This is a genomic window from Bacillus sp. PS217 (assembly GCF_037963535.1).
Taxonomy (GTDB): Bacteria; Bacillota; Bacilli; order Bacillales; family Bacillaceae; genus Bacillus; species Bacillus subtilis.
This window is the reverse complement of the sequence record NZ_CP150157.1, coordinates 1,754,561-1,775,715: the sequence shown is the minus strand read 5'-3', so window position 1 is coordinate 1,775,715 and position 21,155 is coordinate 1,754,561. Positions and strand designations below refer to the sequence as shown.

General features: G+C 42.6%; 19 protein-coding genes. All 19 read right to left on the bottom strand.

The features are described from left to right. Positions 1–244 precede the first annotated feature (244 nt). Positions 245–505: a stage V sporulation protein SpoVS gene (gene spoVS, locus NSQ83_RS09300; RefSeq protein ID WP_003154135.1), complete on the bottom strand. Its 261-nt coding sequence runs from the start codon at positions 503–505 to the stop codon at positions 245–247. A 199-nt stretch (positions 506–704) separates the two neighbouring features. Continuing rightward, positions 705–1,499 (bottom strand): 2',3'-cyclic-nucleotide 2'-phosphodiesterase, encoded by a 795-nt coding sequence (gene ymdB, locus NSQ83_RS09295; protein WP_029726483.1) that lies wholly within the window; start codon positions 1,497–1,499, stop codon positions 705–707. 68 nt (positions 1,500–1,567) lie between these two features. After that, complete coding sequence (rny, locus tag NSQ83_RS09290) at positions 1,568–3,130, bottom strand: ribonuclease Y (protein WP_003221010.1); 1,563 nt, start codon at positions 3,128–3,130, stop codon at positions 1,568–1,570. Between the two features lie 275 nt (positions 3,131–3,405). Further along, a complete protein-coding gene (locus NSQ83_RS09285) occupies positions 3,406–4,581 on the bottom strand; it encodes a serine hydrolase domain-containing protein (protein ID WP_029726484.1) in 1,176 nt (391 codons plus the stop codon). Between the two features lie 167 nt (positions 4,582–4,748). Continuing rightward, positions 4,749–5,795 carry a recombinase RecA gene (gene recA / locus NSQ83_RS09280; protein WP_003245789.1) on the bottom strand — a complete coding sequence of 349 codons (1,047 nt, stop codon included), beginning with the start codon at positions 5,793–5,795 and terminating at the stop codon, positions 4,749–4,751. 172 nt (positions 5,796–5,967) lie between these two features. Continuing rightward, positions 5,968–7,218: a competence/damage-inducible protein A gene (locus NSQ83_RS09275; RefSeq protein WP_003231847.1), complete on the bottom strand. Its 1,251-nt coding sequence runs from the start codon at positions 7,216–7,218 to the stop codon at positions 5,968–5,970. Positions 7,219–7,235: 17 nt separating this feature from the next. Then, a complete protein-coding gene (gene pgsA / locus NSQ83_RS09270) occupies positions 7,236–7,817 on the bottom strand; it encodes a CDP-diacylglycerol--glycerol-3-phosphate 3-phosphatidyltransferase (protein ID WP_003244753.1) in 582 nt (193 codons plus the stop codon). A 49-nt stretch (positions 7,818–7,866) separates the two neighbouring features. Continuing rightward, complete coding sequence (gene rodZ / locus NSQ83_RS09265) at positions 7,867–8,733, bottom strand: cell shape determination protein RodZ (protein WP_010886511.1); 867 nt, start codon at positions 8,731–8,733, stop codon at positions 7,867–7,869. A 66-nt stretch (positions 8,734–8,799) separates the two neighbouring features. After that, positions 8,800–9,591: a YmfK family protein gene (locus NSQ83_RS09260; protein WP_003220998.1), complete on the bottom strand. Its 792-nt coding sequence runs from the start codon at positions 9,589–9,591 to the stop codon at positions 8,800–8,802. A 129-nt stretch (positions 9,592–9,720) separates the two neighbouring features. After that, positions 9,721–9,978, bottom strand: a complete 258-nt coding sequence (locus tag NSQ83_RS09255) for a DUF3243 domain-containing protein (RefSeq protein ID WP_003245199.1) — start codon at positions 9,976–9,978, stop codon at positions 9,721–9,723. An 80-nt stretch (positions 9,979–10,058) separates the two neighbouring features. Continuing rightward, the gene (gene efpI / locus NSQ83_RS09250; RefSeq protein WP_015715897.1) at positions 10,059–10,787 is read right to left on the bottom strand and encodes an EF-P-5 aminopentanone reductase; all 729 of its coding nucleotides are present in this window, start codon (positions 10,785–10,787) and stop codon (positions 10,059–10,061) included. Positions 10,788–10,841: 54 nt separating this feature from the next. Beyond that, complete coding sequence (locus NSQ83_RS09245) at positions 10,842–12,128, bottom strand: pitrilysin family protein (RefSeq protein WP_339239175.1); 1,287 nt, start codon at positions 12,126–12,128, stop codon at positions 10,842–10,844. Next, the gene (locus NSQ83_RS09240; RefSeq protein ID WP_015715896.1) at positions 12,125–13,405 is read right to left on the bottom strand and encodes a pitrilysin family protein; all 1,281 of its coding nucleotides are present in this window, start codon (positions 13,403–13,405) and stop codon (positions 12,125–12,127) included. Before NSQ83_RS09240 ends, NSQ83_RS09245 begins: the two co-directional genes overlap by 4 nt. Positions 13,406–13,584: 179 nt before the next feature. Next, positions 13,585–14,796, bottom strand: coding sequence for a bacillibactin exporter BcbE (gene bcbE, locus NSQ83_RS09235; RefSeq protein ID WP_031600514.1), 1,212 nt, complete (start codon positions 14,794–14,796; stop codon positions 13,585–13,587). Positions 14,797–14,934: 138 nt separating this feature from the next. Further along, positions 14,935–15,660, bottom strand: a complete 726-nt coding sequence (locus tag NSQ83_RS09230) for a GntR family transcriptional regulator (RefSeq protein ID WP_003245732.1) — start codon at positions 15,658–15,660, stop codon at positions 14,935–14,937. Positions 15,661–15,803: 143 nt separating this feature from the next. Continuing rightward, positions 15,804–18,167 (bottom strand): DNA translocase SpoIIIE, encoded by a 2,364-nt coding sequence (gene spoIIIE, locus NSQ83_RS09225; RefSeq protein WP_198878786.1) that lies wholly within the window; start codon positions 18,165–18,167, stop codon positions 15,804–15,806. A gap of 130 nt (positions 18,168–18,297) precedes the next feature. After that, a complete protein-coding gene (gene tepJ / locus NSQ83_RS09220; RefSeq protein WP_047182622.1) occupies positions 18,298–18,510 on the bottom strand; it encodes a TepA modulator TepJ in 213 nt (70 codons plus the stop codon). Beyond that, on the bottom strand, positions 18,507–19,244 hold the full coding sequence (gene tepA, locus NSQ83_RS09215) for a translocation-enhancing protein TepA (protein ID WP_003245712.1): 738 nt from the start codon (positions 19,242–19,244) through the stop codon (positions 18,507–18,509). Before tepA ends, tepJ begins: the two co-directional genes overlap by 4 nt. Before the next feature lie 115 nt (positions 19,245–19,359). Beyond that, positions 19,360–21,027: a ribonuclease J2 gene (gene rnjB / locus NSQ83_RS09210; RefSeq protein ID WP_003231875.1), complete on the bottom strand. Its 1,668-nt coding sequence runs from the start codon at positions 21,025–21,027 to the stop codon at positions 19,360–19,362. Positions 21,028–21,155: the final 128 nt, after the last annotated feature.

The window sequence follows — 21,155 nt, the reverse complement described above, 5'->3', positions numbered from 1 at the left end:
TCTTGTTATATTCGGATTGTACCATGATATGGAATAAGCGTAAACAGCACTGTCTTTTCCAGAAGGACAAAAGTATCTGTCTTGAAAAATGGGCGGAAATTTTTTTTGAAACGTTTTAGCTCATTTCTGATTTTGTATATTCGCTCATTTATGTGCTAAAAATACTATCGGGAGAAAATATCACAATAAATGAAAAACAACCTGTTTGCATTACGCAAACAGGTTGAGAATGCTTTATTTGTTTTTAGCGAGGCTCCACGATTAATTTAATCGCTGTTCTTTCTTCCCCATCGATTTGAATATCTGTAAAAGCCGGAATACAAATCAAATCAACGCCGCTAGGCGCCACAAATCCCCTGGCAATCGCCACAGCTTTTACAGCCTGGTTTAATGCACCCGCTCCGATCGCTTGAATCTCGGCGGCTCCTCGCTCTCTCAACACGCCTGCAAGCGCACCTGCCACTGAATTTGGACTCGATTTTGCTGAAACTTTTAAGATTTCCATTTCTGCTCCCCCTTAGTTTTACAATGGATAAGTGAGTGTTCATTAGAACAATCATTATTAGATGTTGCTATCCAAAAAGCCATCCCCACAATGCTTTTCAAAAATAGCGGGCTACCTTCCATTTTTACTATATTCACTAAGGAGTTGCTATATTCCTGCTTTTCTTTTTAATATTTTTATAAAATAACCATATGTTCAACTATTCAAAGAACATGTGATCATCGTTGATTAAAATACGCTCAATTTTCACGGCTTTTTTCGTTTGATCGTCAATGTCAATGACAACTCCGCTGAGCGTTGTTTTTCCTTCAGCGACAGTAAACCGGACTGGAAGGTTCGTTTTGAATCGCTTAATAATCGTCTCTCTGTCCATCCCCAGTATACCGTCATACGGGCCAGTCATTCCCACATCAGTAATATATGCCGTTCCCTTCGGCAAAATGCGGTTATCCGCTGTTTGCACATGTGTATGAGTTCCTACTACAGCCGACGCCCTTCCATCCGCATACCAGCCAAGTGCGAGCTTTTCACTTGTCGCTTCGGCATGAAAGTCGATAAAAATGTACGGTGTTCTTTTCGCAGCTTCTGCGATCAATTCATCCGCTTTTAAAAACGGGTCATCAAGCGGCGGCAAAAACGTACGTCCCTGCAAATTAATGACTGCTAGTTCTTTGCCGTTTGCTTTCACATATGTGATCCCTTTCCCCGGTGTTCCTTCAGGAAAGTTTGCCGGGCGAACCAAGTTCGGAACGTCATCTATAAAATCAAATATTTCTTTTTTGTCCCATGTGTGGTTCCCCATTGTGATTGCATCTGCGCCGGACTGGATTAAGCTGTGATAAATTTTTTCCGTCAGGCCTTTTCCATGTGCGGCGTTTTCACCATTAATAATGGTAAAGTGAGGCTTATATTTTGTTTTTAGCTTTGGTACATATTCTTTGACCATGTCACGGCCCGGTGAACCGACAACATCTCCGATAAATAAAATTCTCATTTTGTAAATCCTTTCTTCTTGAAAATTCCTTGCCGTCAAAAAAATAAAGTGATGCTTAGCGCATCACTTTATTTTGCATACTCTACGGCTCGAGTCTCTCTGATTACTGTCACCTTAATATGACCTGGATAATCGAGCTCGTCCTCAATTCGCTTGCGGATATCTCGCGCCAGTCGATGAGCCTCAAGATCATTAATTGAATCCGGCTTCACCATAATACGCACTTCGCGTCCAGCCTGAATGGCAAATGATTTTTCAACACCTTCGTAGGACTCAGAAATTTCTTCGAGTTTTTCAAGTCTTCGAATATAATTCTCGAGCGTCTCACTTCTTGCGCCAGGTCTTGCAGCGGAAAGCGCATCTGCTGCAGCTACCAGTACAGCAATAATGGAAGTCGGCTCCTCATCCCCGTGGTGTGATGCAATACTGTTAATCACGACTGGGTGCTCTTTATATTTGGTCGCAAGCTCTACCCCGATTTCAACGTGGCTTCCTTCTACTTCATGGTCAATTGCTTTCCCGATGTCGTGAAGAAGACCCGCACGTTTAGCAAGCTTTGCGTCTTCACCAAGCTCCGATGCCATTAGACCGGCCAAGAATGCGACTTCCATGGAATGCTTAAGCACATTTTGACCGTAGCTTGTACGGAACTTTAAGCGGCCGAGGATCTTGATGAGATCTGGGTGGAGGCCGTGAACGCCAACCTCAAATGTCGTTTGCTCACCCATCTCACGAATATAGTCATCGACCTCGCGGCGAGATTTTTCAACCATTTCTTCAATCCGTGCCGGATGAATACGGCCATCCTGAACGAGTTTATCAAGAGCAATTCTGGCTGTCTCACGTCTGATCGGATCAAATCCGGAAAGAATGACAGCTTCAGGCGTATCATCAATAATCAGGTCAATTCCTGTCAGCGTTTCAAGCGTACGAATGTTACGCCCTTCCCGTCCGATGATACGTCCTTTCATCTCATCATTTGGAAGATTGACAACTGATACCGTTGTTTCGGCAACGTGGTCCGCTGCGCAGCGCTGTAAGGCGAGTGAAAGAATGTTTTTCGCTTTCTTATCCGCCTCTTCTTTCGCACGGTTTTCAGTTTCTTTTGTCATGATGGCGATGTCATGTGAAAGCTCGTTTTCAACCCGCTCAAGAATGATTTGTTTCGCTTCATCACGAGTCAGACTCGAAATTCGTTCCAACTCAGACTGCTGCATACGAATCATCTCATCCACTTTGCTTTCCATCTCTTCAATATGTTGTTGTCGTTCATTCAGAGAATGATCTTTCTTCTCCAACATCGCTTCCCGTTTATCAATTCCCTCATGTTTGCGATCAAGGTTTTCCTCCTTTTGGAGTAAACGGTTTTCTTGTTTTTGAAGCTCATTTCGTCTTTCACGAACTTCCTGTTCAGCATCTATTCGAAGTTTGTGGATTTCATCCTTTGCTTCAAGCAGAGCTTCTTTTTTCAGTGCTTCAGCATCACGCTTCGCATCTTCAAGAATTTGCTCGGCTGCACCGCGTGCGCCCGCAATTTTCGCTTCGGCAATGGTTTTACGAACAAAGTAGCCAACAACTAAACCGAGTAGAATCAGCAAAATGGAGATGAGAACCATCATAATTGGGGTCATACTTTCACCTCCTCTTGCTATGAACTTGGTTGTTGCTTAAAAAGTGTCGGCATGTACATTGTCTAGTTTTCTCAACATACAGAACCTTCACAGGGAATGAGAGTGTTCATCGCCCTTGTCAAGTTTAAATGGTTTAACAATCATGTTAAAAAAACAAATGTTACAACTTCATTGTAAATGTGTCGGAAATACTTGTCAAGCTTGCCATCTTAACGTTTGCAGGCCATTCGTCTTTTCACGTGCCGAATGCAATTCATCCAAAAGAAGATCGCCAATCATTCTTGATTTAGAAGCTGGTATATTTTATTGTTCACTTGGCCCAATTTAGCATTATTTTGAATGTTTGAGAACAAAATAACAATGGTTTGCCCAGATTTGCTAAAGCTGTTCAAGATATTGAAGCCCGGCATAACACCATGGTTTGAATAGCTTCCGGGAGCAACATAAAATCCCATGCCGTATGTGGAGCTGCTCCCTGGCGTAAACATCTTTTCATAGCTTTTTTGCGAATACAGTTTTCCGTCTATCAGCGCTTGGTCAAATTTGTACATATCTATAGCGCTCATATAAATATCACCGGCTCCATACAGCTGGGATAGATCAGGTATATACGGTGTAACTGTTTTGCTGCCCTCCATCTTATACCCGACAGCAGGATAAGGTTCTTTTTCATATGTTTTGTAAAAGCCTGCATGCGTCATTCCCGCAGGTTTAAAAATATGATTCTTTATGTACTGTTCATAGGGCTCACCGCTTACTTCAGCAATAATATAAGCGAGAACAGAATAGTTGGAATCCTTGTAGTCCCATACGCCCGGCTGACGTTTGATTCCCTGAAGTTCTATGTCTTTTATTAAATCGTCCGGAGTAATGGCGCCGTTTCCTTCAATATGTCCGTTTATCCCCGATGTATGTGTAAGCAGATTCTTCAAAGTAATCGTTTGTCCGTTGGGAAAATGAGGTAAATACGTGCTTACCGGATCACTTGTCTGAAGTTTCCCCTTTTCCTCAAGCTGCAAAATAGCAGTTGCAATCAGCGCTTTTTGTGATGAACCGACATAAAAAGATGTCAATGGATTATTTTGAATATAGTGTTTACGGTCAGCATAGCCAAAACCTTTATTTGTTACGATTTCTCCATTTCTGACAATCATGGCTGTTCCGCTGAAACCGATCTCTTCTAAATAATTGCTGATTTTTTGATTTCGATCCACTGTTTTGATTTGTTCCTCTGATTTTTTGGCAGTTTTCTTTTTGACCTCTTTTTTCTGATCGGTATTTGAAACCGCTGCAGTTTCTTGAGATGGCTCGTTTTCTTCACTATTTCGATGAAGAGCATTCCAAATCGTAATGCAAACCATCACTGCTAAAAGACCAAGCAACAGTTTTCCTCTTTTATTTAGTTTTCTCCGTCTGCGTTTCGCAGTTCTTCTGCGGGTTGGGCTTGTCATTCATTTTTTCCTCCCAAAATAAATTCCATTTTGCACACGTTTTGTTAGACGAATAAAGCCCTAAAAAAGTTGTCAAAAAAAGCAATATTTTTATCATTTTTTTGCAAAATACAAAAAAGCTGAGTTTTTCACTCAGCCTTTTGTATCATTTGAAACTTATTTTATTTTTATTCTTCAAATTCGAGTTCTTCTTGTGTCTCTTCAGCTTGCTGCTGCACTACTCCGTTATTATCCAAGCCGTAATGTTCGCGAATTTGCTCCTGGATCATCAGCATGATATCTTTATTTTCTTTCAGGAATTGTTTTGCATTTTCACGGCCTTGGCCAAGACGCTCTTCTTCATAAGAGTACCATGAACCGCTTTTTTGCACGATATCAAGTTCAGTTCCTAGATCAATGATTTCGCCTTCTTTTGAAATGCCTTCTCCGTACATAATGTCAACCTCGGCTGTACGGAACGGCGGAGCCACCTTGTTTTTCACGACTTTGATTTTCGTTTTGTTCCCCATTACGTCGTTGCCTTGTTTCAGCTGTTCAGCACGGCGCACTTCAAGACGCACGGAAGAGTAGAATTTCAACGCACGGCCTCCAGGAGTTGTTTCCGGGTTCCCGAACATAACGCCGACTTTTTCACGAATTTGGTTAATGAAAATCGCGATTGTCTTCGATTTGTTAATGGCCCCTGAAAGCTTACGAAGCGCTTGAGACATTAAGCGTGCTTGTAAACCGACATGAGAATCTCCCATGTCGCCTTCAATTTCCGCTTTCGGAACGAGAGCGGCTACAGAGTCGACAACGACAATGTCAACTGCCCCGCTTCGAACCAATGCTTCCGCAATTTCAAGCGCCTGCTCGCCTGTGTCAGGCTGAGACAGTAAAAGCTCTTCGATGTTAACACCGAGCTTTTGCGCGTATACCGGATCTAACGCATGCTCCGCATCGATAAACGCGGCTTGTCCGCCCTGCTGCTGAACTTCAGCAATCGCATGAAGCGCCACAGTTGTTTTACCTGAGCTTTCAGGACCGTATACTTCAATAATCCGTCCGCGAGGATATCCGCCAATTCCCAGTGCTGTATCAAGGGCTAGGGAGCCGCTTGGGACAGTAGAAATTCTTGTATCTGTCTTTTCTCCCAGTTTCATAATGGAACCTTTGCCGAACTGTTTTTCTATTTGTTTAAGAGCCATATCTAAGGCTGCCTGACGATCACTCATTCTATTTTTTCCTCCTTTATGTTACCACTACATATACTATACCCTGTTTGAAGGGATTTGCCAAGAAAAAAGCGAACGCATATTCGGATTTTTTCTTAGCGTGATTCCTATCAAAATATCATAATGTATCAGAGAAATCATGTTTTCTTAGGAGGATAATGTGCTGAAAATATTATTTTTGCTCTAAAAGCTTTAAGATTAAATGGCAGCCGTATTTAGCGCCGCGTTTTCTGATCCCCGTTCTGGAGCCCGCAAAGTGAAACTCGTGAACCTCTTCTTTACCGTTTGCGGAAATGCCGATAAACACATGCCCAGGCTCATGCCCTTCTTGAGCATCAGGTCCTGCTACACCAGTAAAGCTAATGCCGATATCGCTGCCAGTGAGTTTTTGAACACCCTTAGCCAGTTCTGATGCGCATTCCTTGCTGACCGCCCCAAAACGATCTAATGTTTCCTTCTTGACACCAAGCACATTCTGCTTCACGTCGTTTGTATAGCAAACAACGCCCCCGGCAAATAATTTTGAGGCACCGCTATGATCCGTCAGCCATTCAGAAAACAGCCCTCCGGTAAAGCTTTCTGCCGCAGAAATTGTAATGCCTTTTTCCTTACACGCTATAGATAGCTCTTTTACAAGAGAAGTATCATCGTAACCATAGAAAAATTCACCGACACGCTCTAAGATAACGGCCTCTGTTTCTTTTAACAGACGCTCTGTTTCCTTTTCATCGGCGTGTTTGGCTGTCAGACGCAGCGTCACCTCTCCATCAGCCGCCAAAGGCGCAATTGTCGGATTGGTTTGTGCATCAATAATATCTTCCAAATCGGCTTCAAGCTGAGATTCACCGATACCGAAAAAGCGAAGAACAGTTGACACAATTTTTTCATTTGAACCCATCTTTTTCAGCAGAAGAGGCTTTGCCTCGTTTTCAAACATTGGACGCAATTCGCTCGGCGGTCCAGGAAGAAGCATATAATAGCGCGATTCATGCTCTGTGAGCATTCCCGGGGCCATTCCAAAGTGATTCGCCAGCACGTCAGAGCCTTCGATCACAAGCGCCTGTTTTCGGTTATTAGGTGACATCGTGCGTTTTGTTCGTTTGAAATAGTCCTCAATGGATTGGAATGCCTCATCATTTAACACAAGCGGACGTCCCAGCGTATTTGCAATCGTTTCTTTCGTCAGATCATCTTTTGTGGGTCCAAGCCCTCCTGAAAAAATAATGAAGTCAGAGCGTTCTTCAGCAATGCGGATGACCTGCTTCAGCCGCTCCGGGTTATCTCCGACCGCTGTATGATAAAATACGTTGACCCCGATTTCAGCGAGCTGTTTGCTGATAAATTGAGCATTTGTATTGGCGATTTGGCCAAGCAGCAGCTCTGAACCGACTGCAATTATTTCTGCTTTTTTTGGAAATTCCATGACGAAGTCCTTCTTTCTTAGTTAGATGTTTTTAACGCTTCCCAGTTTTTAGAGAAATATTCCCAGCCTGAAACGACAGTAAAGAAGACGGCTACCCACAGCGCCAAGTCCGCAAACGGGAATGACACAAGTTCAAATGGAAGATTATGAAGAAGCAATGCGGATACCGCAATAATCTGTGCCCAGGTTTTGATTTTACCAAGCATGTTAGCAGCTACGACTTCTCCTGTTCCGGCCAAAACAAGCCTTAAACCTGTCACGGCAAACTCCCTGCTGATAATCACAATGACCATCCAAGCTGGAGCGAGATCAAATTGAACAAGGATAATTAACGCTGCGGATACGAGCAGTTTGTCCGCAAGCGGATCAAGAAATTTCCCGAAGTTTGTTACGAGATTCAATTTTCGGGCATAATACCCGTCCACCCAGTCTGTTGTAGATGCAATAATAAATAGAATGGCCCCCGCCAAATGTGCGACCGGGATTGATTCGTCTCCAACTTCGAGCCTGCCCCAGTCAAACGGCGCCAGCATGATAATCATGAAGATTGGGATTAATGCGATTCTAGCTAGTGTGATTTTATTTGGTAAGTTAAACATAAAGCCCCTCCAATTTCATACTCGGACGTGAAGAAAAGTCATCTGATAATTAAGATGACTTTTCTTCCTTTTTATTTACAATCTTTATGGTTTGTGCCATCACTTTTTTCGGATCAAGTTCATATGAAAGAACCTTACCGTTGATTTTTATTTTCAGATTAGGTGCATATCCGGTGCGGATATCAACTTGTTTCTGATCAGTTATGTCTTTTTTATAGGTTTCGTCTTTTTTCAGCGTTCCTTCTTTTAAAGAGCTGCTGTTTTCATCGCGCACTCGAATCCACGAGCTGTCTGATGCCTTCAGTTCCAGCTCGATTTTATCAGCGCCGGACACTTCATAAGTCGTTAACGATCCTTCAGTGCCAGCAGCTTTAATCTCCAGCTTCTCACTGTCATTTTCTTTTTTCTTATCTTCGTTTTCTTTCGTTTCTTTTTTAGTGTCTGTCTCTTTTTCAGAGCTGTTATTTTGATTCTCTTTCAGCGTTGAATCTTTAGGGATTTCGTATTTGCTCTCACTTTGCGTAATTGCTTTTTCTGATGCCGCATTGTGATCATCACTGTTTTTGTGATTGGCAAATTGAATGATCGCGTACACAATGGCAATCACGACAATCACGCCGAGAATAACAAGTATTGTTGGCAGCAGCTCCAGCGCCTTAGATGCTGGCTTTGGCATTTCCTTTTGAAGATTCATGCCGGAGATCTTTTCAGACACATCATCATGATACGTATTAGGGATATCTTTTTTATGCTCCTCAAACAGCTGATCCGCATCAAGCCCAACGGCTTCTGCATATTGCTTGATGAATGCCCGAACATAAAACTTCCCCGGAATAATGTCATAGTTTCCTTCCTCCAAGGCGGTTAAATACCTTTTTTGAATCTTTGTTGCCGCTTGGAGATCATCCAATGACATTGCTTTTTCCTCTCTGGCTTCTTTGAGCCGGATTCCTAGTTCAGTCACAACAAACACCTTCCAATTTTAAAAATCAAAGCTTGAAAACCCGGATTGATCAAACATTTGGGGTTCCTCGGCATGTTCATATGTAATAACCTCATCAGGGTCATTTCTCAGTTCAATAATATAATCAAAGTCATCTAGTGTATACTCTGTATTTTGAACGAATATGTCCGGATGCTCCACCACTTTTGTTGCAGGCAGCCGCATGATTTCTCGGACCAGCTGGAGATGGCGTTCTGATCCTCTTCGTGTTGACACAATTCCGTCAACGATAAAGACATTTTCAGTGCTGTATTCATCGGCAATCAGCTGGCTTCTTATCGTCTGCTTCAGCAAGGTTGATGACACAAACAGCCACCTTTTGCTTGCACACACACTAGAGGCTACAATCGATTCCGTTTTCCCGACTCGTGGCATACCTCTGATTCCGATTAATTTATGGCCTTCTTTTTTGAACAATTCGGCCATAAAATCGACTAATAAGCCAAGCTCGTCCCGTTCAAAGCGGAACGTTTTCTTGTCATCGGCATCCCGTTGAATATAACGGCCGTGGCGTACGGCAAGACGGTCGCGAAGCCTCGGTTCTCTAAGCTTCGTTACTTTAATTGTTTCCATCGTTTTTAAGATTGATTCTAATCGTTTAATTTGATCTATATGGCGGCACCTGAGGAGCATTCCCCTTCTGGAAAGATCGACGCCGTTTATCGTTACGATGTTGATAGAAAGCATCCCAAGAAGAGATGAAATATCCCCGAGCAGTCCGGGGCGGTTCACTTGAATTTCATATTCAAAATACCATTCGAGCTTTGCCAAATGATATACCCCCTTCATTGTGGCAAAATTTTACCTTCCTTTATCATAAAGCATTTTTCTCTAATTAGAAAGAAGAATGTTGCTGTGATGAGGAAAACATAAAAAAGAGAGGAAAAATCCCCTCTCTTCCTAGTGAGTGCTGTTATTTTCAACAAGCTTAACCATCATATTGGCAATGGCGTGCTGTTCATCTTTTGATGCTACACTCCAAAGATCTGCCAGCACTTTTTCCTGCTCGTTCTTAGATTCCACTTCATTAGCCAAGTAGCTGCCGATTTCTGTCGCAAGATCTGTAATCGTATCCTGGCTCATACCTTTATCTTGCGCATAGTTTAGACGGTCGCCAAGGAAGTTTTTCCAGCTATCCCAGTTTTCTAATACTGACATGCTTGTTTCCTCCATTTCATGTGAAGTTACAAGATTATTGTGTCCTTCGCAAAAGAAACTATACACCGAATATTTTCGGATCAGCAGTGCCAGCCGCCATTCACCGACAGAATTTGGCCGGTGATATATGACGCTTTTTCAGACAGGAGAAAAGCTGTTGCATCCGCAATTTCTTGCGGCCGGGCCAGCCGGCCGATCGGAATCTCATCAGCGATCTCTTCTTTTTCAGCCGGGGTAAATTGATTCATCATATTTGTATCAACTGCACCTGGCGCTACTGCGTTTACCCTGATTCCGCTTGGCGCCAGCTCCTTAGCCAATCCTTTTACAAACGAATGCTGAGCTCCTTTTGCCATGCTGTACAGCACTTCACAGGATGCCCCAGTCTCTCCCCAAATCGAGCTGACAGCCACAATCGCTCCCGATTTATTCCGAATCATGCCTGGCAGAAGGTTTCTCGTCAGCATATACGGACTCGCTACATGAAGCTGAACCATTTCCTGAACCGTTGCGTTATCTACATCCGTAATCAGCCCAAAATGGCTTCGTCCGCTGTTTAAAACAATCGCATCAACCGGCTGAACAATTGAACTTGTCAGCTTATCTGCTCCATCTTGCGCGGACAGATCAGCTTGTAATATCTCCGTATTTACGCCAAACATCTGACTTAGTTTTTCAGCAAGCTCCGCTGCCGCATTTTGATTTGTATTGTAATGCAGCAGCAGATTGTACCCCTTAGCCGCAAGGGTTTCGCTGATGCTTTTGCCAATGCCGCCGCTTGCTCCGGTGATTAGTGCTGTTTTGTTCATTCTCTTTCCTTCTTTCCGCAGAAAAACACCCCTCACACTGGAGGGATGTTTTGTTTATGATTTAGGAACAACCTTGCAGACAGTCAGCCTGTCTGCAGCGATTTCCTCTTGTATTACGTTCTGGACATCCTCGAGGGTAATCTGCTCGAGTACCGTTACAACGTCAAACAGGCTCATATCCAAGAACGCATAACGGGTAAATTGATTGGCGATGTATTCAGGGGAATTCAGCGCTTTTAAGAATGTGCCGATCTTTTTCTTTCTGGCAAGTTCAATCTTTTCAGCAGTAATCAGTTCACCGGCGCGCAAAAGCATGCTTGAAATGTCTTCAGCTAATTGATCAGGCTCAGGCGTATCTCCGCCGATCGCCGCAAAACCGAACCCATATTCAGCAGTAAAATCAAAGCTAAACGTTTCGTCAATATATCCTTTTTCATAAAGTGATTCATACTGGGCAGAGCTTTTGCCAAAAAGAGCTTCAAGCAATAAGTTCATTGAAAGTTCATGCTTTAAGAGCTCTTTGCCTAATTTAAACGGATTTTTGGATTTCAGCCCAACAAGGCATTTCGGTCCCTGCACGTTCATTTTGATCTCTTTTTCTTTTCGGAAAAACGCTTCTTGCTCTTTCACTTCTTTCCGTTTGATCTCCGGCTGATCAGTATACGGCTTTTTCCCCTGGTTTTCTCTTACCTGAGAAATAATCGCTTCAGGATCTACAGGGCCGACAATGAAAAGGAGCATGTTACTCGGGTGATAAAACGTTTCATAGCATTCATAAAGAAGGTCTTTTGTAATATGTGAAATGCTTTCCACTGTTCCCGCTATGTCAATTCTGACAGGATGCTCTTTGTACATGTTTTCAATGACCCCGAAGTAAAGCCTCCAATCAGGGTTATCGTCGTACATATTAATCTCCTGCCCGATAATCCCTTTTTCCTTTTCAACCGTTTTTTCAGTAAAATATGGGTCCTGTACGAAATCGATAAGCGTCTCTAAATTGCGTTCAACATTTGATGTGCTTGAGAAAAGGTAAGCTGTTCTTGTAAATGACGTAAACGCATTGGCAGAAGCCCCCTGTTTGCTGAAATCTTGAAAAACGTCTCCGTCCGCTTTTTCAAACAGCTTGTGCTCAAGAAAGTGAGCAATCCCGTCCGGCACGTGAACCATCTCGTTTTTACCTAAAGGGACAAACCGGTTATCTATCGAGCCGTACTTTGTTGTAAAGACTGCATATGTCTTGTTGAAGCCTTTTTTCGGCAAAACGTAAACATCAAGGCCGTTGGACATTTTTTCATGATACAGCGTCTCCTGAAGCTGTTCATATTCGATTGGTTTGATCAAGATGCACCCTCCGTCCCTTTTAAGAAATAAGTCGTATCAAGCTGAATCTTTTCGCCGGCTTTAATGATATCCTCTTTTGTGACATTCTCAATATTGGCAAGAAAGTCTTCGATAGGAATCTCGACTTGAGCAGCAGCCTGCTGATATAAAAATTCAGATAAACCGTATGCTGTATCAATCGTTTCCAGCACTTGATTTCGAATGACGGCCTTTGTCTGTGCTATATCCTGCTCACTGAAATCGCCATTTTTCATTGCCTGGAATTGCTCAGCAATAATCGAAACCGCCTGTTCAAAATTTTTCACTTCAATGCCTGACATCACCATTAACAAGCCTTTAAAACTTTCTATACGCGAAGCCGCGTAGTAAGCAAGACTGGCTTTTTCCCGAACATTAATGAAAAGTTTAGAATGAGAGAATCCGCCGAACAATCCGTTAAACACTTGTAAAGCAGGATAATCCTGATCTGTATAAGTGATGCTGGTGCGGTAGCCGATATTCAGTTTTCCTTGCTTGACATCCTCTTCATCAATTACTTCTTTTGGCTGAACTTTTTCATCAGCGTGATTGTTTTCAATCGTGCCAAGAGTTCGCTCTTCTGTTTTGAAATACTTATCAATTGCCGAATGTACCTGGTTACTGTCCACATCGCCAACTACATATAAATCAAGCTGGTCTTTTTGGATAGCGCTTTGGTATGTTTCGTATAATTGCTCTGCCGTAATGTCATCGACATCGTCGATTTCACCATTGACATGAAGCGCGTAAGGCTCATTTTTGCACATTTCCTGTATCAGCCTTAAATTCGAATAGCGCATTTTATCATCATAGACGGCTTGGATTCTTTGCTTAAGCGTCCGTTTTTCTTGAGCCACATATTGTGACTGAAAAGCGTCTCCCTCCAAAGCAGGTGAAAAGACGATTTCTGCGAGAAGCTGGAGCCCTTTCTCAAGTAGCGGCGTTTGGTCTTTTAAATATTTTTCATTCGGAATTTCAAGCCTGAACGTAATGACGTGCCGCTCTCCTTTTTTCGTAAGGTCAGCCGATACTGACGTGCCGTACAGCTCATCCAGGTATGAACGCAATTCTGCGGTTTTCGGATGGCTTTTCGTTCCGCGAAGAAGCACATGCGGGAGCAGCGCTCTTTTGGTGACTTGATCCTTTGTCAGCGGCGCAAGCATCTTAAAAATAAGCGAGACGGTTTTGAATTTTTCTGTTTTTACAATGTGTGCGGTTAAACCGCCGTGCTTTGATTTGAGTTCATTAACATATGACATATGGAACCTCCTTCGTTCATTTCTTAATTAGTATGTATTATGACCAATTTTCAGCATCCGCAGAAACACTCTTTCATGTAATTATAGCAACTGTAGGATTTATAAGGAAACAATAACCTCCGCATGCTGTATAGGTACAGTTGTAAACTGTGCAAGGAAGCGCAAAAAAAGACGGCTGGCTAGACCGTCCCTAAGTTTTTTTCTTCTTCTTCACTTTTTTTAGCATCTACAGTAAAGAGCACTAAAAATAAAGAAACGATGCTGCAAAACGCCGAGAGTATGAAAATAATCCAGTTTGCATTAGACATTAATGCAGCAAAAACAGGTGGACCGAGAGCTACTCCTATAAAGCGCATGCTATTGTAAAAGGAGGAAATGGTTCCGCATTGTTCACTTTCAATCCCTTCGGTTATCAATGCATCTAAAGCAGGAAGAGCCATTCCAATCCCAATCCCGCCAAAGCTTAAAAAGACAAATAAAAAATAAAAACTGTGGTTCCACCACAAGGCAATAAACGAAAGGGTTAACAGAATCATTCCTGTAACAACGCAAAATTTCATTCGGCCTTTATCTTTACCGATCTTTTTGCCAGCTATAAAAGAACTGGTTGACAAAAACAAAAGTGGGATTGCCAGTAATCCGCCTTTAGCTACTCCGTCAATAGCATACTTGTTCTCCAGCGTATCTGATAAATAAAATAATACGCCAAATAACAAAAACATAATGACACACCCGATAATGAAGACCGTATAAAGCCAGCGACCATCCTGTTTAAAAATTTTCTTCACACTCTTAATAAACTCAGAAACAGCAGGCGCATCTTCATCTTCTTCAGGCTTGGCCACCAAAAACAATACGAGCAAAAAGCTGATCAAACAGAAAAACGGAATAAACCAAAATGGTACAAACCAATACCAAGAAGCCAGTAAGGCTCCAAGTATGGGACTCAGTACCTTCCCTGACGTGTTGGCGGTTTCAATATCGCCAAGACCGGCGCTGACCTTTTCATCGTCTCCTTTAAACAGGTCGCCGATAAACGGCATGACAATCGGAGCGGCACCTGCAGAACCGATGCCTTGAAGAACCCGCCCCGCCAAGATCATAGCATAAGGATTTTTCATATAGGTCGAGGCAAAAGCAGCTACCGCTCCCCCCAATCCTGCAATAAGGAGGCATGGAAGCAATATTTTTTTTCTCCCAAAACGATCCGACAAATATCCGGCAATCGGAATGCAAATAATTGCTACTACTGAATATACAGTAATGATTAAAGATACTTGAAATGAAGTCACAGACAGCTTTTTCTCCATCATCGGAAGAACAGGAATCAGCATGGAGTTCCCGAGTGTCATCACAAGCGGGACAGAAGACAATGCAATAATATTTTTCATTCCATTTTTCTCTCTCAACATTTTCACCCATTCACTTTCTTGTCATCCCTTATATATTGCGTTAACCGGAATGAAAGTATGTACAAAGAAACATGAATCAGTGCAAATAAAAAAACAGACACATACAGGCGTCCGTTTTTAGAATCGTTTACGCAAAACATGAAATCTGAATTTATCTGCTCTAAAATAATTTAAAGAATAAAGCACCGGTTTATCGTGCTGATCGTAATGGGTTTGTTTTAACAGCAAAAGGGCTGTTTCAGGATCGCATTCAAGCACTGGAGAAATGGTATCGTGATAGCCGATCGGTTCTATATCAGTTACTGCATAGCTGATTACGGAGCCTGAATTTTTCTCAAGAAGGTCAAACATAGATTCTTGCTGATGAGAAAAAGAATTCGGCAAAATATTCATCGGAATTTTGTCTATACAATACACAATCGGCTGTCCGTCAGCTGTCCTGACTCGTTCAAGGTAAAAAAGTTCTTGCCCTTCTGCCAAATGAAATCTCTTCGTATCATCTTCAGACGGCATAAGCACTTGTGATGATAGAAAAATCGTGCCAGGGGTCATATTCGCCTGTTCTATCATCTTGGTTACACTGTTCAGCTGTTCAATGCCCGAAAGAAATAACGGCTTAGAATGGACAAAAGTGCCTACACCATGCCTTCTGATAATCACATGCTCTTCTTCCAGTATCCGCAAGGCTTCTCTTAGCGTCGCTCTGCTGACACCAAGCTTTTTGGAAAGCTCAAATTCAGAAGGCAGCTTTTCCTTCTCAGTGTAGATCCCATTTTTTATATCCTCTTTAATTCGTTCAATTACTTTCAAATACAAGTGCCGATTATCAGCTTTTGTAGACATGTTTCCCCTCCGTAAACCACTTTCGATAAAAATTATTGAACAATTGGGACAACTATATCATGTTTTGTCAAAAAAATAAATAGAAAGGTGATCAGTTTACATAATGTTATTATTGACGACTACATAAAGCGGAACTCCCTTCATTAAGAAGAGAGCTCATCATATTTCTCTTTTGATAATAATACTTCCCTAGGTTTGCTGCCTTCATACGGTCCGACAACACCGCGTTCCTCCATTGCGTCAATCAGGCGCGCCGCTCTCGTATAGCCGATTCTGAATCTTCTTTGCAACATTGAAACAGATGCCGTCTGCATGCCGACGATTAATTCAACAGCTTCATCATAAAGTTCATCAGTAACCTCGGAATGAGTTTCTGTTGTCTCCTCAGGAATCATTTCTTCTTGATATTGCGCTTTCTGCTGCGTAATCACATGGTCGACGACCTTCTCCACTTCGTCATCCGACAAAAATGCTCCCTGCACACGGACAGGTTTGTTAGCCCCTACAGGTAAAAACAGCATATCGCCGCGGCCAAGAAGCTTCTCAGCGCCACCCATGTCAAGAATGGTCCTTGAATCCGTCTGTGAAGATACGCTGAACGCGATTCGTGACGGAATGTTCGCTTTGATCACCCCTGTGATAACATCCACCGATGGCCGCTGTGTCGCAATAATAAGATGGATGCCGGCAGCCCGCGCCATTTGGGACAATCTCGTAATCGAATCTTCCACATCAGATGAAGCGACCATCATGAGATCGGCAAGCTCGTCCACAATGACAACAATATAGGGCAGCTCTGGCTGTTTCGCTCCTTCTTCATTGTTGGCGCGTTTTATATAATCATTGTATCCTTCAATATTTCTTGTACCCGTATGAGAAAATAATTCGTACCGCCGCTCCATTTCATTGACAACCTTTTTCAAAGCCTGCGACGCTTTTTTCGGGTCGGTTACAACCGGAGCAAGCAAATGCGGAATCCCATTGTAGACATTGAGCTCTACCATTTTAGGATCGATCATCATCATTTTCACTTCATGCGGTTTCGCGCGCATTAAAATACTTGTAATAATGCCGTTGACACAGACACTTTTCCCGCTACCGGTTGCGCCTGCGACCAAAAGGTGGGGCATCTTGTTTAACTCCGCCAATACAGCTTCACCTGAAATATTGCGGCCGAGTCCAATTAACAGCTTCGCATCCGGTCTGTCATTCAATTTAGACTCCAGCACTTCTTTCAGCGAAACCATTGCCACTTCTGCGTTTGGAACTTCAATTCCGATTGCTGATTTACCTGGTATAGGCGCTTCGATCCTGATATCCTTCGCAGCAAGCGCAAGCGCTAAATCATCGCTTAAATTGACAATTTTGCTAACCTTCACTCCGACATCAGGATATACTTCATATTTTGTTACGGCCGGTCCGAGATGAACCTGTGTAACTTTCGCCTTTACGCCAAAGCTTTGGAATGTGCGTTCAAGCTTTCTCGCATTTTCATAAATATTCTTTTTATCAGCCTGCTGGCCGGTATGCTTCGGATCTGCCAGCAAATCCAGTGACGGCATCTCGTAATCCTTATTTTCGAGCTCTGTAAAGGTCATAGGAGGAGCAGAAACAGTTTCCTGATCACCTGTCTCCGGTTGGATGTCCTGAAGCGGCTTCGACACAGGTTCGGCGCGCTTTTCTATAACTGGAGACTCTTCCTCTTCATTACGATCAGAAAAGCTTGAGATAATCGGCTCTGAATGAATAAGAGGCGATACTGTTTCATAATCCCCCTCTTCATCAGGAGGCTCCGGTTCCATTTGCTGTTTTTTGCGGACCGGTTTTTGTTTTTTGCTCGGCGCTTTCGTTTTTTTCGATGACTGCATATTTGATTTGAAGGATTTCATATCATCAATAAATGCTAACCATTGTTCTTTTATAAAACGTCCAATCGGGCTCATCCACTTTTTTAGCGTTTCTTGTAGCGAGCGTCCTGTTACTAAAATCATTCCGATCAAAATCATGACAATTGCCATGATCTGAGAACCAGTCGACGCAAACAAAAAGTGTGAAGCCGCAAACAGCAGCGCACCGATCATCCCTCCGCCTAAATCAGGTGAAGCAGAGCTGCCATTCATGTCCATTAAAAACAATTCCCACGTATTGCGCACCACGCTTGCGGACTCAATAGACCCTTTGTGAGTCAAATTTTTAAATAGCTGCACGTGAGAAAGCAGCAATATGCTTGCGATGATACAGTACAACCCGGCCTTTCGTCTCGTTAAAAGGCTTGGGGTTTTTTTCTTCCAAAACAGTGAGACTCCTAACACCAATAAACCTAACAAGCATAAAATAAACCACTCTCCAGCAAAAAAGCGGAACAAATAGATAAACGTTTGCCCGACTACCCCCAGCTGCAAGATTGCGATAATTGAAATGGCTATACACAGCAATCCGTTGAGCTCGTATTTTATATTGAGCTGTTTCGCCTGTTTTTTTCTTGATTTTCGTTTTTTCTTTGCCACACTCATCACCTTACTGCGTTAAAAAATGTAAGTTCATACATAATGAAGAAAGCAGCCGTTTACAGGCTGCATTTTTTCTGTAGGATTCCCCTATTATAGCATATTTTGCCCTTAAAAAAGGGTTGGATTCTTATACGTTTAATTTCAGCTTTTGTCCCGGTGAAATGTCCGGATGCAGAAAATGCATTGGATTGGTGCTCATGATTTGAATGACTTCCGCTTCATTCCCTTTCATTTCGACTAGAAGCGGTACACCTTTATATTCAATTTGCTCATGTGCGCTTTTCTCTTGGTTCTGTTCTGCAAACACAATTTCCTGCGGCATCACGGTATAAAGAATCATTGAATCATCCGTCCTTCTTCTTTCCTTGCTTCATCGATGAGCTCATTCAGTTTATTGATTGCCTGTCCGACACCGCCTGCGTGATCGATCAATCCGTATTTAACTGCATCCTTACCGACCACATTTGTTCCGATATCGCGTGTTAAGTTTCCTTTTGAAAACATTAGCTCTTTAAACTTCTCTTCGGTTATATTGGAATGGCTTGTGACAAATTTAACAACTCTTTCTTGCATCTTATCCAGGTATTCAAACGTTTGCGGCACCCCGATGACCAGCCCGGTGAGCCTAACTGGATGAATCGTCATCGTTGCTGTTTCGGCGATATAGCTGTAATCACAGGATACAGCTATCGGAACGCCGATGGAATGTCCCCCGCCAAGCACGATAGAAACGGTCGGTTTCGATAAAGATGCAAGCATTTCCGCTATTGCAAGACCAGCTTCAACATCTCCTCCGACAGTATTTAATATGATCAGCAAGCCTTCAATTTTAGGATTTTGTTCAATTGCCACAATCTGCGGGATGACATGTTCATATTTTGTTGTTTTGTTTTGCGGAGGAAGCTGAACATGGCCTTCAATTTGTCCGATAATGGTCAGACAATGAATATTTGTATCTTGGGGCAGCTGCGGAAGCGTCGTTTCACCAAGCTGCTGTATTTTATTCATAATGCTGTCCTTCGCATCATTTTTTTCAGGACGCTCTTCTTCTGTGTTTTCCATACGATGATCCATCTCGCTTTCATCCTTTCCGAGTTTCTCTTTGTATTATGAACAAAGATACTTCATTCAATCCCGGCTTGAAGGACAAAAAATAAAGACCGGAGCAGCTCCGGTCTTTAGTCAGTCATTATACTTCCATAATAATTGGGATGATCATCGGTTTACGTTTCGTTTTTTCATAAAGGAATTGGTTCAAAGCATCCCGCATTGCCTGCTTCAACGTTGACCATTCGACATTTGATGTTTCAGTCGCTTCTGTCACGATAGACCGGACAAGCTCAGTAGCCTGTACGATAAGACCTTCAGACTCTCTTACATAAACAAAGCCGCGAGTGATAATTTCTGGTCCTGATACAAGATGTTTCTTTTGTTTATCAAGTGTAATGACAACGATTAAAATTCCGTCCTGTGAAAGCAAGCGGCGGTCTCTCAATACGATATTGCCGATATCACCGACACCTAAACCATCAATTAAAATATTGCCGTAAGGAACTTTATCCCCAATTTTTACGTTTTGGCCGCGGAATTCAACGACGTCTCCTTTTTCAATTAAGAAGATGTCACTGCGCTTCATGCCGGTTTCTTCAGCGATTTTTGAATGAGCTTTTTGCATTCTGTATTCGCCGTTTACAGGAATCAAATATTTTGGTTTAAGCAGGTTGATCATCAGCTTTAACTCTTCTTGTGAGCCGTGTCCTGATACATGAACACGCTTTTGGGCAAAGATGACTTGTGCACCGGCTCTCGCAAGAAGATCTACTGTTTTAGAGTAAATGAGTTCCTGCCCGGGAATCGGAGTTGACGCAATGACCACCGTATCCCCTTCTTCAATGTTCAGCTGTTTGTGAGCTTTGTTTGCCATTCTTGTCAAAGCAGCTAATGGTTCACCTTGGCTTCCGGCTGTAATAATGGCCACTTCGCGCTTCGGATATTTTTTGACATCCTGTACAGAAATAAACAATTCATCATCTGCTTCAATGTATCCTAACTTTCTCGCGAGCTGCAGGACAGATTGAAGATTTTTTCCGGCTACGGCAATCTTTCTGCCATTTTGAGCCGCTGCATGAATGACTTGCTGAATCCGGTTAATATTGGATGCGAAAACAGCAATAATCACCCGGTTCTGTGAATTATACAGCGCATCCGAAATTTCTCCGCTGACAGCCGCTTCCGAAGGGGTGTAACCCGGCCGTTCCGCATTTGCACTGTCAGAAAGCAGAGCGAGCACGCCGCTATTGCCGATCTTGGCGATCTCGCCAATGTCGCACGTCTGATTAAGTGCAGGAGTTTGGTCAAATTTGAAGTCTCCCGTGCATACAATAGATCCAAGTGATGTTTTAAAGCTCACACCTACAGAATCAGGAATGCTGTGAATCGTTCTAAAGAACGATACCTTTGTTGATTCAAATGTAATGACAGATTTGGAGTGAATTTCTCTTAAATCAGTTTTTCGGTTATGTCCGTATTGTTTTAATTTCTCTCTTAACAGTGCAAGCGTCAATTTTGTTCCGTACACTGGAACGGACAGCTTGTTTAATAAGTAAAAAACGCCGCCGATATTTTCATCGTGCCCATGCGTTAAAAAGATTGCCTTGACGCGGTCAGCCCGTTCAATCAAATATGATATGTCAGGAATCACTACATCAATACCGAGCATTTCGTTTTCTGGATGCATAAGGCCGGCATCAACGACAAATATGTCTGAGTCAATTTCAATGACATAAAGGTTCTTCCCAATCTCTCCGACACCGCCAAGGGCGATAATTCTAACGTTTTCTGTATTTTTCTTTTTCAAAATCTATATCCTCCTAGTCTCATACCCGTCCATCATCACTTGTTCCTATTATAACTGAAAGTAAATTTAGAAAACAAGATAAAGCAGAAGGTTTAGGGAAAACCAATATGTAAAAGAAACGGTCAAAC

Excerpts from the sequence above, each read along its gene's own strand:
- spoVS (WP_003154135.1), bottom strand. The coding sequence starts at position 505 with ATGGAAATCTTAAAAGTTTCAGCAAAATCGAGTCCAAATTCAGTGGCA.
- ymdB (WP_029726483.1), bottom strand. The coding sequence starts at position 1,499 with ATGAGAATTTTATTTATCGGAGATGTTGTCGGTTCACCGGGCCGTGAC.
- rny (WP_003221010.1), bottom strand. The coding sequence starts at position 3,130 with ATGACCCCAATTATGATGGTTCTCATCTCCATTTTGCTGATTCTACTC.
- NSQ83_RS09285 (WP_029726484.1), bottom strand. The coding sequence starts at position 4,581 with ATGACAAGCCCAACCCGCAGAAGAACTGCGAAACGCAGACGGAGAAAA.
- recA (WP_003245789.1), bottom strand. The coding sequence starts at position 5,795 with ATGAGTGATCGTCAGGCAGCCTTAGATATGGCTCTTAAACAAATAGAA.
- NSQ83_RS09275 (WP_003231847.1), bottom strand. The coding sequence starts at position 7,218 with ATGGAATTTCCAAAAAAAGCAGAAATAATTGCAGTCGGTTCAGAGCTG.
- pgsA (WP_003244753.1), bottom strand. The coding sequence starts at position 7,817 with ATGTTTAACTTACCAAATAAAATCACACTAGCTAGAATCGCATTAATC.
- rodZ (WP_010886511.1), bottom strand. The coding sequence starts at position 8,733 with ATGTCATTGGATGATCTCCAAGCGGCAACAAAGATTCAAAAAAGGTAT.
- NSQ83_RS09255 (WP_003245199.1), bottom strand. The coding sequence starts at position 9,978 with ATGTCAGTATTAGAAAACTGGGATAGCTGGAAAAACTTCCTTGGCGAC.
- efpI (WP_015715897.1), bottom strand. The coding sequence starts at position 10,787 with ATGAACAAAACAGCACTAATCACCGGAGCAAGCGGCGGCATTGGCAAA.
- NSQ83_RS09240 (WP_015715896.1), bottom strand. The coding sequence starts at position 13,405 with ATGTCATATGTTAATGAACTCAAATCAAAGCACGGCGGTTTAACCGCA.
- bcbE (WP_031600514.1), bottom strand. The coding sequence starts at position 14,796 with ATGAAAAATATTATTGCATTGTCTTCTGTCCCGCTTGTGATGACACTC.
- NSQ83_RS09230 (WP_003245732.1), bottom strand. The coding sequence starts at position 15,660 with ATGTCTACAAAAGCTGATAATCGGCACTTGTATTTGAAAGTAATTGAA.
- tepJ (WP_047182622.1), bottom strand. The coding sequence starts at position 18,510 with ATGATTCTTTATACCGTGATGCCGCAGGAAATTGTGTTTGCAGAACAG.
- tepA (WP_003245712.1), bottom strand. The coding sequence starts at position 19,244 with ATGGATCATCGTATGGAAAACACAGAAGAAGAGCGTCCTGAAAAAAAT.